13 protein-coding genes are annotated in these 13,118 nt (G+C 69.2%); 11 read left to right on the forward strand and 2 right to left on the reverse strand.

Going from position 1 to position 13,118, the window contains the following annotated elements:
• Window positions 1-5: 5 nt before the first annotated feature.
• Together K3M35_RS02010 and K3M35_RS02015 are read right to left on the reverse strand one after the other, a co-directional pair.
• Entirely contained in the window at window positions 6-1,202 is a 1,197-nt protein-coding gene (locus K3M35_RS02010) for a SpoIIE family protein phosphatase (RefSeq protein ID WP_033096571.1), read from the reverse strand.
• Window positions 1,199-2,020: an alpha/beta fold hydrolase gene (locus K3M35_RS02015; protein ID WP_033096572.1), complete on the reverse strand. Its 822-nt coding sequence runs from the start codon at window positions 2,018-2,020 to the stop codon at window positions 1,199-1,201. The genes K3M35_RS02010 and K3M35_RS02015 overlap by 4 nt, the downstream gene beginning before the upstream one ends.
• A 142-nt stretch (window positions 2,021-2,162) precedes the next feature.
• On the opposite strand from K3M35_RS02015, the gene K3M35_RS02020 reads away from it, so the two are divergent.
• The 11 genes from K3M35_RS02020 to K3M35_RS02070 all read left to right on the forward strand — a co-directional run bounded on the left by K3M35_RS02020 (window position 2,163) and on the right by K3M35_RS02070 (window position 13,024).
• A complete protein-coding gene (locus K3M35_RS02020) occupies window positions 2,163-2,987 on the forward strand; it encodes an acyl-CoA thioesterase II (RefSeq protein ID WP_006551386.1) in 825 nt (274 codons plus the stop codon).
• 82 nt (window positions 2,988-3,069) lie between these two features.
• Window positions 3,070-3,708, forward strand: a complete 639-nt coding sequence (gene pdxT, locus K3M35_RS02025; protein WP_051121558.1) for a pyridoxal 5'-phosphate synthase glutaminase subunit PdxT — start codon at window positions 3,070-3,072, stop codon at window positions 3,706-3,708.
• A 105-nt stretch (window positions 3,709-3,813) separates the two neighbouring features.
• A complete protein-coding gene (locus K3M35_RS02030) occupies window positions 3,814-4,566 on the forward strand; it encodes a YebC/PmpR family DNA-binding transcriptional regulator (protein ID WP_006551388.1) in 753 nt (250 codons plus the stop codon).
• A gap of 197 nt (window positions 4,567-4,763) precedes the next feature.
• Entirely contained in the window at window positions 4,764-5,342 is a 579-nt protein-coding gene (gene ruvC, locus K3M35_RS02035; protein WP_033096573.1) for a crossover junction endodeoxyribonuclease RuvC, read from the forward strand.
• The gene (ruvA, locus tag K3M35_RS02040; protein WP_006551390.1) at window positions 5,339-5,935 is read left to right on the forward strand and encodes a Holliday junction branch migration protein RuvA; all 597 of its coding nucleotides are present in this window, start codon (window positions 5,339-5,341) and stop codon (window positions 5,933-5,935) included. The genes ruvC and ruvA overlap by 4 nt, the downstream gene beginning before the upstream one ends.
• Before the next feature lie 95 nt (window positions 5,936-6,030).
• Window positions 6,031-7,128, forward strand: coding sequence for a Holliday junction branch migration DNA helicase RuvB (gene ruvB, locus K3M35_RS02045; protein ID WP_230809613.1), 1,098 nt, complete (start codon window positions 6,031-6,033; stop codon window positions 7,126-7,128).
• A 147-nt stretch (window positions 7,129-7,275) separates the two neighbouring features.
• Complete coding sequence (yajC, locus tag K3M35_RS02050; RefSeq protein ID WP_006551392.1) at window positions 7,276-7,605, forward strand: preprotein translocase subunit YajC; 330 nt, start codon at window positions 7,276-7,278, stop codon at window positions 7,603-7,605.
• Window positions 7,606-7,715: 110 nt separating this feature from the next.
• The gene (gene secD, locus K3M35_RS02055; protein ID WP_220665912.1) at window positions 7,716-9,512 is read left to right on the forward strand and encodes a protein translocase subunit SecD; all 1,797 of its coding nucleotides are present in this window, start codon (window positions 7,716-7,718) and stop codon (window positions 9,510-9,512) included.
• A 2-nt stretch (window positions 9,513-9,514) separates the two neighbouring features.
• Window positions 9,515-10,717, forward strand: a complete 1,203-nt coding sequence (secF, locus tag K3M35_RS02060) for a protein translocase subunit SecF (protein WP_228045024.1) — start codon at window positions 9,515-9,517, stop codon at window positions 10,715-10,717.
• 1 nt (window position 10,718) lies between these two features.
• Complete coding sequence (locus K3M35_RS02065; RefSeq protein ID WP_220665913.1) at window positions 10,719-12,470, forward strand: ABC transporter substrate-binding protein; 1,752 nt, start codon at window positions 10,719-10,721, stop codon at window positions 12,468-12,470.
• Entirely contained in the window at window positions 12,467-13,024 is a 558-nt protein-coding gene (locus K3M35_RS02070) for an adenine phosphoribosyltransferase (protein WP_006551396.1), read from the forward strand. The genes K3M35_RS02065 and K3M35_RS02070 overlap by 4 nt, the downstream gene beginning before the upstream one ends.
• Window positions 13,025-13,118 lie beyond the last annotated feature (94 nt).

A 13,118-nucleotide genomic window follows, 5' to 3' on the forward strand; every position in this document is an offset into this window, starting at 1 on the left:
TCGTTCTACCGGGGCGCGTGCAGGGCGAGCAGGGCGACGTCGTCCTGCACGCCCGCCCCGAGCGTCGCGAGCGCCTCGCGGACGGCCCCGACCGCTTCCGCCGCGCTCGTCGGTTTCGATGCGCGGACGTGCTCGAGGAGCCGGTCCTCCCCGAAGCGTTCACGGGTCTCACCGGAGACGAGGGCCTCGGTCACCCCGTCGGTGTACAGCAGCAGCGTGTCGCCGGGGCGCAGCGCGAAGGTGTGCTCGACGAGCCGCGGCGTGGGCAGCATTCCGATCAGCTGTCCGCCGATCGTGGGGAGATAGTCGACGTTGCCGTTCGCGCGCACGAGGAGCGGCGGCGGATGCCCACCCGAGGCGAGACGGATGTCGACCCGTCCGGTGTCCGGATCGGGCGCGACCGTGCCGAAGGTGAGCGTGCAGAAGGGGGCTCGCGTTTCGCTGTCGCGTTCGTCGAGCAGGGTGGTGTTGAGCGTCCTGAGCGCCGCGGACGGGACCGTCTCGTAGACCGCCGCGGCGCGCAGCGTGTAGCGGACGATCGACGTCACCGCCGCTGCGCGAGCGCCCTTTCCACACACATCGCCGAGGAACAGCCCCCACGTGCCGGCGCGCGCGGGGAACAGGTCGTAGAAGTCGCCGCCGACCTCGTCGGGGGACGCGATGTGGTAGTACGCGTCGACCTCGAGTCCCGGTACCGCGGGCAGGCTCGGCGGAAGAAGGGTCGCCTGGAGTGTGGCGTTGATCGTGCGGAGCCGCTCACGCTCGAGTTCGGCCTCGCGACGGGCACGGAGCAGTTCCGTCTCGTAGGCGCGGCGCTCGCGGGCATCGAACAGCATCGTGCGGATCAGCGTGGGCCTGCCCTCGGCGTCCGGCTCGACCACCGAGGCGGCCAGGACCGGCAGCCGGGTCCGGTCGGCACGGACGAGTTCGAGGGCGATCCCGTTGATCTGTCCGTGCATGAGGAGGAGCGGCGCGTAGTGGGTCTCGTGGTAGATGCGGCCGCCCACGCTGAGAAGGTCCGAGAAGTACCGCTTGCCGACCAGTTCGTCGCTCGTGAACCCGAGCCAGTCCGTCAAGGTCCGGTTGATCTCCGTGATCCGGCCGTCCGGGAGCGTCGTCAGGAATCCGCACGGCGCGTTGTCGTACAGCGCATCGCCGTGTCGGATACGGGGATCGAGGGTTCGATCGGTCGTCGCCGTCACCCCGATCGGCGCGCGAACGCCGCGATCGCGGCTGCTGTCTCTTCGGGTGCGCTGAGCTGCGGGCAGTGGCCGGTCGCGTTCAGGGTCACGAGTTCGCTCCCGGGGATCTGCTCGTGAACGAAGGCACCGACCTCGCGCGGAGCGATCGCATCGTGGGCGCACTGGGCGACGAGCGTGGGCACCGACACCGCGGCCAGGTCGGAGCGGTTGTCGGACAGGAAGGTCACCCGGGCGAAGACGCGCGCCACCTCGGGATCCGTGCGGCAGAAGATCTCGGCGAGTTCGTCGCCGAGCTCCGGTCGCTCGGGATTGCCCATGATGACCGGCGCCATCGACTCGGTCCAGCCCAGATAGTTCGCCTCGAGGGATTCGAGCAGCTCGTCGATGTCGTCGGTGCTGAACCCACCTCGGTATCCGCTGGCCGGATCGTCGATGAAGCGCGGGGACGGCGCGAGCAGCACGAGACCGGAGAAGACCTCCGGGGCAGCGGCCGCCGCGAGGACACCGATCGATGCGCTCACCGAGTGGCCGACGAAGAGCACCTGCCCGAGATCCAGGCTCCGGCACAGGTCCACGACGTCCTCGGCGTAGGTCTCCATCCGCGAGTAGCGCTGGGAGTCCCAGGCGGTCGCATCGGAACGCCCGGAGCCGACGTGGTCGAACCGCACCACGGTGAAGTCGGGTTCGAGCAGCGGGATCATCAGGCGCCACAGGTGCTGGTCGCAGCCGAAACCGTGCGCGAGGACGACCACCGGGCCCTGTCGGTTGCCCGTGATCGTCACGCTGTTCCTGCGCACCATATCGGTGACTTGTCGCATTGCACCCCCTCCGTTCTCCCGAGGGTGTCATATTCGCTACTCGATAGCGATCCCGGTTCTCTCGCCACCTTCCGGGGACACGGCGTTCGGCACACCTCCGTGCAGCTAGCCTTCTTGCGTACGGTGCACAGAAGGAGTTCCCATGGCGAAGATCGAGCAGATCCTGGCGCTCGAACAGATCGAGAACGACATCTTCCGGGGCATAGCGACGGAGACGTTGCTGCCGCGGACGTTCGGTGGTCAGGTGGCCGGTCAGGCGCTCGTGTCGGCGGTCCGCACTGTCGATCCCGCATTCGGGGTCCACTCGCTGCACGGCTACTTCCTCCGGCCGGGGAACCCGACGATGCAGATCGTCTACCTCGTCGACCGGATCCGCGACGGCCGCTCCTTCTGCACCCGGCGCGTGACGGCCGTCCAGGACGGCAAGGCGATCTTCACGATGTCGGCGTCGTTCCACGTACGCGACGAGGGGATCGAGCACCAGGACACGATTCCGCGGGTGCCGGCTCCGGAGGAACTGCCCGATCCGGAGACTGTGGTCGACGACGCGACCCTGCTGTGGGCGAAGAAGGAATGGGCCGAATGGGACTTCCGGTTCGTTCCCCGCGACCGGATGGACTCGTCGAGCAGGATGGCTGCACAGCAGCAGCTGTGGTTCAAGTCCCGCGAGATCCTCCCCGACGACCCGGTCTTCCACGTGTGCACGCTCGCGTACATGAGCGACATGACGTTGCTCGGCTCGGCGAGTGTCGGCCACGACGACGAACGGACGCAGGGTGCATCGCTGGACCACGCGATGTGGTTCCTGCGGCCGTTCCGCGCCGACGACTGGCTGCTTTACGACCAGACGTCACCCTCCGCCGGGCTGGGGCGCGCACTGACCCAGGGGCGGATCTTCGATCGCAACGGCAACATGGTCGCGGCGGTGGTGCAGGAAGGACTCACGCGGTACCTGCGCGAGTCCTGAACGAGGGCGTCCCCGACGAAGACGTCCCTACAAAGTGCCTGCGCATCGGCGACCCCGAACGGACAGGCAGGCAACGGTGACCATTTCCTCTCCCACGATCGGCGTCCTGGCATTGCAGGGCGACGTCCGCGAACATCGCAGCGCTCTCGAGGAGGCAGGCGCGCGGACGATCGCGGTGCGTCGCGAACGCGAACTCGACGAGGTCGACGGCATCGTCCTTCCGGGAGGCGAATCCACTACGGTCAGCCGTCTGCTGCGTGTGTTCGATCTGCTCGAACCGCTGCGGGCCCGGTTGGAGGCCGGGCTGCCCGCCTACGGTTCGTGTGCCGGCATGATCCTGCTCGCCTCCCGGGTGCTCGACACCACCGAGGACGCCGAACACCTCGACGCCCTCGACATCGTGGTGCGCCGCAACGCCTTCGGCCGGCAGGTCGACTCGTTCGAGACCGACCTGCCGATGACGGGTCTCGGCGACGGGCCGGTGCGCGCGGTGTTCATCCGAGCCCCGTGGGTGGAGGAGATCGGGCCCGACGTGGAGGTCCTGGCCACGGTTCCGGACGGGCCGGCGGCGGGCCGGGTGGTCGCAGTGCGGCAGGGCGCTGTGATCGCGACGTCCTTCCACCCCGAGATCACCGGTGACCATCGCGTGCACCGGCTGTTCGTGGAGACCGTGCGCTCGGCGACCCGACCTCGGGTGCGCCCGACGGCCTCGGCGACATGACGACACGGCCACCGTGCCGGTGGCTCACACCGGGAGCGAGTAGAATCGACTCTCCGACCTGTCGGTTGACGCCGACCACACTTCTCCGGAAGGGGCTCGAAGCGAATGAGCGGCCACTCCAAATGGGCCACCACCAAGCACAAGAAGGCGGTCATCGATGCCAAGCGCGGCAAGATGTTCGCGAAGCTCATCAAGAACATCGAGGTGGCGGCTCGGACCGGTGGTGGCGACCCGGCGGGTAACCCGACCCTGTTCGACGCCATCCAGAAGGCGAAGAAGAGCTCGGTCCCGAACGACAACATCGAGCGTGCCCGCAAGCGTGGCGGCGGTGAGGAAGCCGGCGGTGCCGACTGGCAGACCATCACCTACGAGGGCTACGGCCCCAACGGTGTCGCGCTGCTCATCGAGTGTCTGACCGACAACCGCAACCGCGCCGCGGGCGAGGTCCGCACGGCGATGACCCGCAACGGCGGCAACATGGCCGATCCGGGTTCGGTCGCCTACCTGTTCACCCGCAAAGGCGTCGTCGTGCTCGAGAAGAACGGCCGCTCCGAGGACGAGATCCTCGAGGTCGTCCTCGAAGCGGGTGCCGAGGAAATCAACGATCTCGGCGACTCCTTCGAGATCGTCTCCGAGGCGTCCGACCTGATCGCCGTGCGTACGGCTCTCGTCGACGCCGGCATCGACTACGACTCGGCCGACCCCGATTTCCGGGCGTCCGTCGAGGTGCCGGTCGACGCCGAGGGTGCACGCAAGGTCATGAAGCTGGTCGACGCGCTCGAAGACTGCGACGACGTGCAGAACGTCTACACGAACGTCGACATCTCCGACGACGTCCTCGCCGAACTCGACGCCTGAGCGACGCTCTCGTCGTAGTCGTCCACGAGCGACGCTCGTCGTACTTGTCACAGCGGCCGGGGTCGCGTGTCGGTCTCCCGGCACCCGATCCCGGCCGCTATGCTCTCGAACAGGCGTTCGCAATCGTGCGAAGCAAGGTCGGGTCCGTCGAAGGCGTCGGAAACCCGGCCGTATTCGGGTGTCGAGAGGTGAGTCGGGTGCGCGTGATGGGTGTCGACCCCGGTCTGACCCGATGTGGTCTGGGGATGGTCGACACGGGACGCGGACGCGACGTGATCCCCGTCGCCGTCGGTGTCATCCGCACCTCGCCCGAACTCGACCTCGAGCACCGGCTCCTCAAGGTCTCCGACTCGGTCGAGGAGTGGATGGACCGCTACAAGCCCGACGTCGTCGCGATCGAGCGCGTGTTCTCCCAGCACAACGTGCGCACCGCGATGGGCACCGCGCAGGCCGGCGGCGTCGTCGCCCTGGCTGCGGCGCGTCGCTCGATCCCGGTCATGTTCCACACGCCGAGCGAGGTGAAGGCCGCGGTCACCGGCAGTGGCACGGCCGACAAGAAGCAGGTGACCACGATGATCACCCGCATCCTCAAGCTCGACGCCGCGCCGAAGCCCGCCGACGCCGCCGACGCGCTCGCGCTGGCCGTCGCACACTGTTGGCGGGCCCCGCTGATCGCCAGACTCGCGGCCGCCGAAGCTGCGGCCGCCCAGCAGAAGAAACGCTACGAGGAGCGGCTGCGCGAACAGTCGGCCGCACGGAAGGCAGGTAGCCGGTGATCGCCTCGGTACACGGCGAGGTACTCGACATAGCCCTCGACCACGTGGTGATCGAGGCGGGTGGGATCGGCTATCGGATCAACACCACACCTGCGACCCTCGCCGGTCTCCGGCGCGGCGAGCAGGCCAGACTCGCCACCGCGATGATCGTGCGCGAGGACTCCATGACGCTGTACGGCTTCGTGGACGCCGAGGCGCGCGAACTGTTCGGCCTGCTGCAGACGGTCAGCGGCGTCGGCCCCCGGCTCGCCATGGCCACGCTCGCCGTCCTCGAACCCGATGCGCTGCGGGCGGCTCTCGCCGACGGCAACACCGCAGCGCTGACGCGGGTACCCGGGATCGGCAAGCGTGGCGCCGAACGCATGATCGTCGAACTGCGCGACAAGGTCGCGGCCTTCGGCGCCACGGGATCGTCGCCTGTCGCGGCCGGTGCCTCGCCGCTGCGCGACCAGATCGTCGAGGCGCTGGTCGGCCTCGGATTCACGCCGCGTCAGGCCGAACCGGCCGCCGACAAGGTCCTTGCCGAGGAGCCGGGCGCCGACGTCTCGACGGCACTGCGCTCGGCGCTCAAGCTGCTGGGTAGGTCGCGGTGACCGACGAGTACCGTGAGTTCGAGGCCTCAGGAGCGGCCCGCGAATTCGATGCTGCATCGGCCGACCGCGAGCGGTCGCCGGTCACGGCGGAGCATCTGCCCTCCGACAGCGACATCGAGACCAGTCTGCGCCCGACCAGTCTCGACGACTTCATCGGGCAACCGCGGGTCCGCGAACAGCTGCAGCTCGTTCTGCGAGGAGCGAAGCTGCGCGGCGGCACTCCCGATCACATCCTCCTGTCCGGTCCGCCCGGTCTCGGCAAGACGTCGATGGCGATGATCATCGCCGCCGAACTCGGCACGTCACTGAGACTGACCTCCGGTCCCGCGCTCGAACGCGCCGGTGATCTCGCTGCGATGCTGTCGAACCTCGCGGAGGGCGACGTGCTGTTCATCGACGAGATCCACCGCATCGCCCGACCGGCCGAGGAGATGCTGTATCTGGCGATGGAGGACTTCCGCGTCGACGTCGTGGTGGGCAAGGGGCCCGGCGCGACGTCCATCCCGCTCGAGGTCGCACCCTTCACCCTCGTCGGCGCGACCACCCGTTCCGGTGCCCTCACCGGCCCGCTGCGCGACCGGTTCGGTTTCACTGCGCACATGGACTTCTACGAGCCCCCCGAGCTGCAGCGCATCCTGCACCGCTCCGCATCGATCCTCGGGATCGCTCTCCGCGACGACGCCGCCGCGGAGATCGCCGGTCGCTCCCGCGGCACGCCGCGTATCGCCAACCGGTTGCTGCGCCGCGTCCGCGACTACGCCGACGTGCGCGCCGACGGTGTCGTGACCCGGGCCGTGGCCCAGGCCGCGCTCGAGGTGTACGACGTCGACCCGATCGGTCTCGATCGTCTCGATCGCGCCGTTCTCGGCGCACTCGTCCGCAGTTTCGGTGGTGGCCCGGTCGGCGTGTCGACACTCGCGGTGGCCGTGGGGGAGGAGCCCGCCACCGTCGAGGAGGTGTGCGAGCCGTTCCTGGTCCGTGCCGGCATGGTCGCGCGCACTCCGCGCGGACGTGTGGCCACGCAGGCCGCTTGGTTGCAGCTCGGCCTCACCCCGCCGCCGGAGGCCGCCACCGGGGGCATCGAGGTGCGTGCGCGCGAACCACAGCTCGAGCTGTTCGAGGACGACCCGGACACGACCCTCGAGGGCGGTGTCGATCCGTCCGACCCGGACGATCCGGACGTACGGAGGTAGGGCCCTCGCCCGGGGAATGGCACACTGGTCTACTGCGTCGGTCCGTGCAGGCCGATCCCGACGTCGTGGTGACGCATGCGCCACCACGACCCGCTGGTGTCGCTCGCGTCACCACCCACCGACAACGACCGAGGACTGACTTCAACGATGGAACTGCTCTTCCCTCTCCTGATCCTGGCACTGCTCGTCCCGACCTTCCTGGGCGTGCGGCGTCAGAAGAAGGAGATGCAGAAGGTGACGGCGCTGCAGGACTCCCTGCGCATCGGCGACCGCGTGATGACCACCGCGGGTCTGCACGCCACGGTGGCCGCCCTCGCCGACGACACCGTCGATCTCGAGATCGCGCCGGGTGTCGTCACGACCTGGTCGCGTCTGGTCATCCGGGAGCGCGTCGAGACCGAGACCCCGCAGGATCCGGATCTGCTCCGCAAGGACGACGATGCGAACCCGCCGGAGGGACGTCCGACCGAGTACTGACAGCCGATTCGCGACGCACGGTTTCGGCACCGGAGTCTCCGGTGCCGGTGCCGAGCGCCGCGCGACTGCACCCGACCACCACTCACTCGCATCGAGGAGACTGACAGACCGTGGCACCTTCCAACGGATCGGTGCATCCCGTGCGCGCTCTCGCCCTGTTCGGGGTGATTCTCGCCGCGTTGTATGCACTGGTCTTCTTCACCGGGGACAAGTCGCCCACCCCGAAGCTGGGCATCGACCTGCAGGGTGGCACCCGCGTCACCCTCACCGCGCGAACCCCCGACGGGAGCAGCCCGAGTCCGGACAGCCTCCGCCAGGCCCAGCAGATCATCGAGACCCGCGTCAACGGGCTCGGTGTGTCGGGTTCGGAGGTGATCGTCGAGGGCGACAACCTCGTGATCACCGTCCCGGGTGAGGACAGCGCCCAGGCCAGGACGCTGGGCCAGACCGCCCGGCTGTACATCAGGCCGGTGATCGGGGGACCGATCGACGCGAACATGACCGCCGAGGATCTCGCCGAGCAGCCCGGTGCCGGTACCCCCGAGGGCGGGCTGCCCGCAGAACCGGCCCCTGCCGAACCGGCACCCGGTGAACCCGCGCCGGCCGACCAGGCTCCGCCCGCCGACGCACCCGAACCGCAGGGACGTCCGTTCCCGGCGCAGGATCCCACCGCGCCCACCGATGCCCCGGCACCGGCCGAGACGCCCGAGGCCCCCGTCGAGGCGCCCCAGGCTCCGGCCGAGCCCTCCGGAGCACCCGAGGCTCCCGAGAACGACGGCTCGCTCACGCCGCAGGAACAGGCGGCTGCAGACATCGCCACGGCCAAGGCCACCCGTCAGAGCGAGGACCCCGCCGTGCAGCAGGCGGCGGCTCTCGCCCTCGACTGCTCCGCGGCCGACCCGCTCGCCGGCAACGACGACCCGGCGCTTCCGCTGGTCGCGTGCTCGACCGACGGCACCGCGATCTACCTGCTGGGCCCGAGCATCATCGACGGCCAGCAGATCGAGGACGCGACCTCCGGTTTCAATCAGCAGCAGTCGCGCTACGAGGTCAGCCTGACCTTCGACAGCGAGGGCAGCAATAGGTGGGCGCAGTTCACCGCCGCGAACATCGGTCAGCAGGCCGCCTTCGTGCTCGACTCGAAGGTCGTCAGCGCGCCCGTGATCCAGGGCGCCACCCCCGCCGGCAGCGCCACCTCGATCACCGGCCAGTTCACGAATACGCAGGCCGCAGAGCTGGCGAACACCCTCAAGTACGGGTCGTTGCCGCTGTCGTTCGTGGCATCCGAAGCCGAGACCGTCTCCGCCACTCTGGGTCTGGCTTCGCTCGAGGCCGGGCTGATCGCCGGTGCGGTGGGTCTGGCGCTGGTGCTCCTGTTCTGCCTCGCGTACTACCGGATGCTCGGACTGCTCACCGCGCTGTCGCTCGTTCTCTCGGGAATGGCGGTCTACGCGGTCATGGTGCTGCTCGGCAGATACATCGGGTTCACGCTCGACCTCGCCGGCGTCGCCGGTCTGATCATCGGTATCGGCATGACCGCCGACTCGTTCGTCGTGTTCTTCGAACGGATCAAGGACGAGATCCGCGAGGGGCGGAGTTTCCGTTCCGCGGTGCCGCGCGGCTGGGCACGGGCCCGCCGCACGATTCTCTCCGGTAACGCGGTCAGCTTCATCGCCGCCGCCGTGCTCTACGTGCTGGCCGTCGGTCAGGTCCGCGGCTTCGCGTTCACCCTCGGCCTCACCACGATCCTCGACGTCGTCGTCGTGTTCCTGGTGACCTGGCCGCTGGTGTTCCTGGCCTCGAAGTCGAAGTTCTGGTCCAAGCCGAGCGTGAACGGTCTGGGCGCGATCCAGCAGGTGGCCGACGAGCGTCGTCTCGTCGCCGCGACCGCTGCGAAGGAGGCGTGACGATGACCGACACGACCACGACGACGGCCGCGCCGCAGCACAGCCGACTGTCCCGTCTGTACACCGGCACGGGCGCCTTCGAGATCGTCGGACGCCGCAAGCGGTGGTACATCGTCACCGCGGTGATCGTGTTGATCGCCCTGCTCAGCATGCTGCTGCGCGGATTCAGCTGGGGTATCGACTTCGAGGGCGGCACCCGCATCCAGATGCCGGCCGTGCCGGGCGTCTCCGTCGAGGAAGTCGAGACCGTCTTCAGCGACACCATCGGCTTCGAACCCGAGGCGGTGCAGACTGTCGGCGCCGGCGACGGAGCGACCGTCCAGATCCGGTCGGAGACCCTCGACGGCGAGCAGGTCGCCGAGTTGCAGACCGCGCTGTTCGAGGAGTTCCAGCCCGCCGGGCCGGACGGTGAGCCGTCCCGCAACTCGATCAGCGTCGCCGACGTCAGCGAGACGTGGGGAAGCCAGATCACCAACAAGGCGCTCATCGCGCTGGTGGTCTTCCTCGTCATCGTCAGCATCTACATCACGATCCGATACCAGCGGAACATGGCGATCGCAGCGATCACCGCCCTGTTCTTCGACATCATCGTGACAGCGGGTGTCTACGCCCTCGTCGGCTTCGAGGTCAGTCCTGCGACCGTCATCGGTCTGCTCACGATCCTCGGTTTCTCGCTCTACGACACGGTCGTCGTCTTCGACAAGGTCGAGGAGAACACCCGGGGCATCCTGCACCTGCACCGCCGCACCTACGCCGAGCAGGCCAACCTCGCCGTCAACCAGACGCTCATGCGCTCGATCAACACCACGATCATCTCGGTGTTGCCGGTGCTGGCGCTGATGGTCATCGCGGTGTGGCTCCTCGGTGTGGGCACGCTCAAGGACCTCGCCCTCGTCCAGTTGGTCGGCATCGTCGTCGGTACCTTCTCGTCGATCTTCTTCGCGACCCCGTTGCTGGTTACGCTCGAGGAATGGCGTGGTCCGGTCGCGAAGCACACCCGCAAGGTGCTCGCCAAGCGGGAGGAGGCCGCCGCCCGCGCGGCGAAGGCCGGGACGCCGGCCGGATCACAGTCGGCCGACGCGGTCGACGCAAAGGTGGTGCCGACGGTGCAGGGCGCCGGATCCCTGCCCGACCGGGCGACGGTCCGTCGCGGCCCTGCCCCCGGGGCACGACCCACCGGAAAGCGCGGCAAGAGAAGGTCCTGACATGGCGGTGAGCGAGCGGAACGACCCGACGACGAGGCGGTCGCCGAGGCGCCGCGGCACGCTCCTCGCGTGCGCGGCGGTGGCCTCGACACTCGCGTTCTCCACCGTCGCGTGCGGCACGGACGAGGAACCGGTGCACTCGATCGGGTACGCGATCGACAACACGGTGACGACCTACAACGCGAACACCGTCGACGGTGCGGCCTCGGGCGCGCGCCAGGCGTTCGCCCGGGTGCTGCCGGGCTTCGGCTACGTCGGTCCGCAGGGCCGGGTGATCGCGGACACCGACATCGGCACTGCCTCGGTCGTGCCCGGTGAGGGGCTCACCGTGCAGTACCGCCTGTCGCCGGACGCGGTCTACTCCGACGGTGTGCCCATGTCCTGCGACGACCTCGTCCTGGCCTGGGCTGCGTCGAGCGGACGCTTCACCGCTCCCGACGAGTCCGGCGAGCAGGTCCCGCTGTTCGACGCTGCCCATCGTGGTGGTTACGCCGACATCGACCGGGTCGACTGTCAGCCCGGGTCGAAGGAGGCCACCGTCGTCTTCCGACCCGGCCGCGAGGACACGAACTGGAAGGCGCTGTTCGGGGCCACCGAGCTGATGCCGGCCCACGTGGCGGCAGGAAGGTCGGGTGTGTCCGACCTGGTCGGAGCGATCACGGCGAACGACACCGAGGCCGTCCGGCGCATCGCGGAGTTCTGGAACACCGGCTGGACCCTCACCCCGGGTGAGATCGATCCGGCGCTGTTCCCGTCCGCGGGCCCGTACCGCCTCGAGTCGTACACCGCCGAGGACGGCCTGACGCTCGTCGCGAACGAGCGGTGGTGGGGGAACGCCCCGGGCACCGACCGCATCGTCGTCTGGCCGCGCGGCACCGACACGTCCGCGGCCGCGGAGGACGGCCGCATCCACGTCGTCGACGTGGCCGAGGGATCCGTCGGCCACAGCAACCTCGGCGACGGCGCCGACGTCTCCACCGTCGTCTCACGCAACCTCGAACAACTGGTGTTCGCCACGAGCGGTGTCTTCCAGGACCCGGCGGCGCGCCGCGCCGTCGCCCTGTGCACGCCTCGCACACAGCTGTTCGACGAACTCGGCGTGTCCGACGAGTCGAACGGCGTCACGGGCCCGATCACCTCGCGGCTCCTGGCGCCCGACTCGCCGCTGTACCCGCAGACCGTGCCGACCGCCGAAGGCTACGCCGAGGTCGACATCGACGCCGCGCGTTCCGAACGTGAGGCCTCCGGTCAGGACCGCATGCAGGTCCGCATCGGCTATCTCGGACCGGACGAGCGCCGCGCGCGCACCGTCGAGTTGATCGGCGAATCCTGCCGCGAGGCGGGCATCGAGATCGTCGACGCCGGCTCCGACACCTTCACGCCGTCGCAGCTGACGGCGGGGGAGGTCGACGCGATCCTCGTCGGGACGGCCACGGCCGCCGGTGCCGGTGGCGCAGCCGACATGGAGCACGCCCGCGACGCACTGCACTCCGGGGCCGGCAGCAACGTCGGCGGTTATTCGATCGGCCGCGTCGACGAACTGCTCGACGGCCTGCTCGTGGCGAAGGACAACGCGGCCATCGCGGGACTCGCGACCGAGGCCGAACGCATCCTGTGGGGCGACGTTCCCATCCTGCCCCTGTTCGCGCAGCCCCGCACGATCGGGTTCGCGGCGGGAATGCATGCCGGGGTGCCCAACCCGACGACCGCGGGTGCGGGCTGGAACATGGACCGGTGGATACTCGGAGGATGAGCGCTCAACGGATCGGCGATACGCGGCTCGTCGAAGAAGCTGCCGTGGCCGTGGCCGAACACACCCGATGGGTCGACGATTTCCCGACCGCGGGTGTCCGTTTCGCCGACCTGACGCCCGTCTTCGCCGACGGACCGTCCTTCTCGGCCGTGATCGCGGCGCTGGCCTCCGCGGCACCCGACGCCGAACTCGTCGCCGGTATCGATGCGCGCGGCTTCCTCCTCGGCGGCGGCATCGCCCGCACCCTGGGGGTGGGCGTGCTCGCCGTCCGCAAGGCGGGCAAACTCCCGCCGCCCGTCCAGACCTGTGAATACAGCCTCGAATACGGCACCGCCGCGATCGAGATCCCGGGCGACTGGATGGCCCTGCAGGGCCGCAAGGTGCTCGTCGTCGACGACGTCCTTGCGACCGGCGGAACCCTCGCCGCCACCGTCGAACTGCTCGAACGCGTCGGCGCCGAGGTCGTCGGGATCACCGTCGTCACCGAGATCGAAGCCCTCGGCGGCCGGACGCGACTGCAGAAGTACCCGCTGACGTCTCTCATGCGGATCTGAGGGATAGAGTTGCCACAGGTGCCGGTGAACCCGCCGGGCCCGTACGGTCCGGACATGCGCATCGGTGACGAACCGGGTTCGCAGCCGCGACGGG

Origin of the sequence: Rhodococcus sp. DMU2021 (genome assembly GCF_019641445.1) — a bacterium.
Lineage (GTDB): Bacteria > Actinomycetota > Actinomycetes > Mycobacteriales > Mycobacteriaceae > Rhodococcus > Rhodococcus pyridinivorans.

What these genes read in the sequence shown, in the direction of transcription:
- K3M35_RS02015 (WP_033096572.1), bottom strand. Translation starts at nt 2,020, where the DNA reads ATGCGACAAGTCACCGATATGGTGCGCAGGAACAGCGTGACGATCACG.
- K3M35_RS02020 (WP_006551386.1), top strand. Translation starts at nt 2,163, where the DNA reads ATGGCGAAGATCGAGCAGATCCTGGCGCTCGAACAGATCGAGAACGAC.
- K3M35_RS02030 (WP_006551388.1), top strand. Translation starts at nt 3,814, where the DNA reads ATGAGCGGCCACTCCAAATGGGCCACCACCAAGCACAAGAAGGCGGTC.
- yajC (WP_006551392.1), top strand. Translation starts at nt 7,276, where the DNA reads ATGGAACTGCTCTTCCCTCTCCTGATCCTGGCACTGCTCGTCCCGACC.
- secF (WP_228045024.1), top strand. Translation starts at nt 9,515, where the DNA reads ATGACCGACACGACCACGACGACGGCCGCGCCGCAGCACAGCCGACTG.
- K3M35_RS02065 (WP_220665913.1), top strand. Translation starts at nt 10,719, where the DNA reads ATGGCGGTGAGCGAGCGGAACGACCCGACGACGAGGCGGTCGCCGAGG.
- K3M35_RS02070 (WP_006551396.1), top strand. Translation starts at nt 12,467, where the DNA reads ATGAGCGCTCAACGGATCGGCGATACGCGGCTCGTCGAAGAAGCTGCC.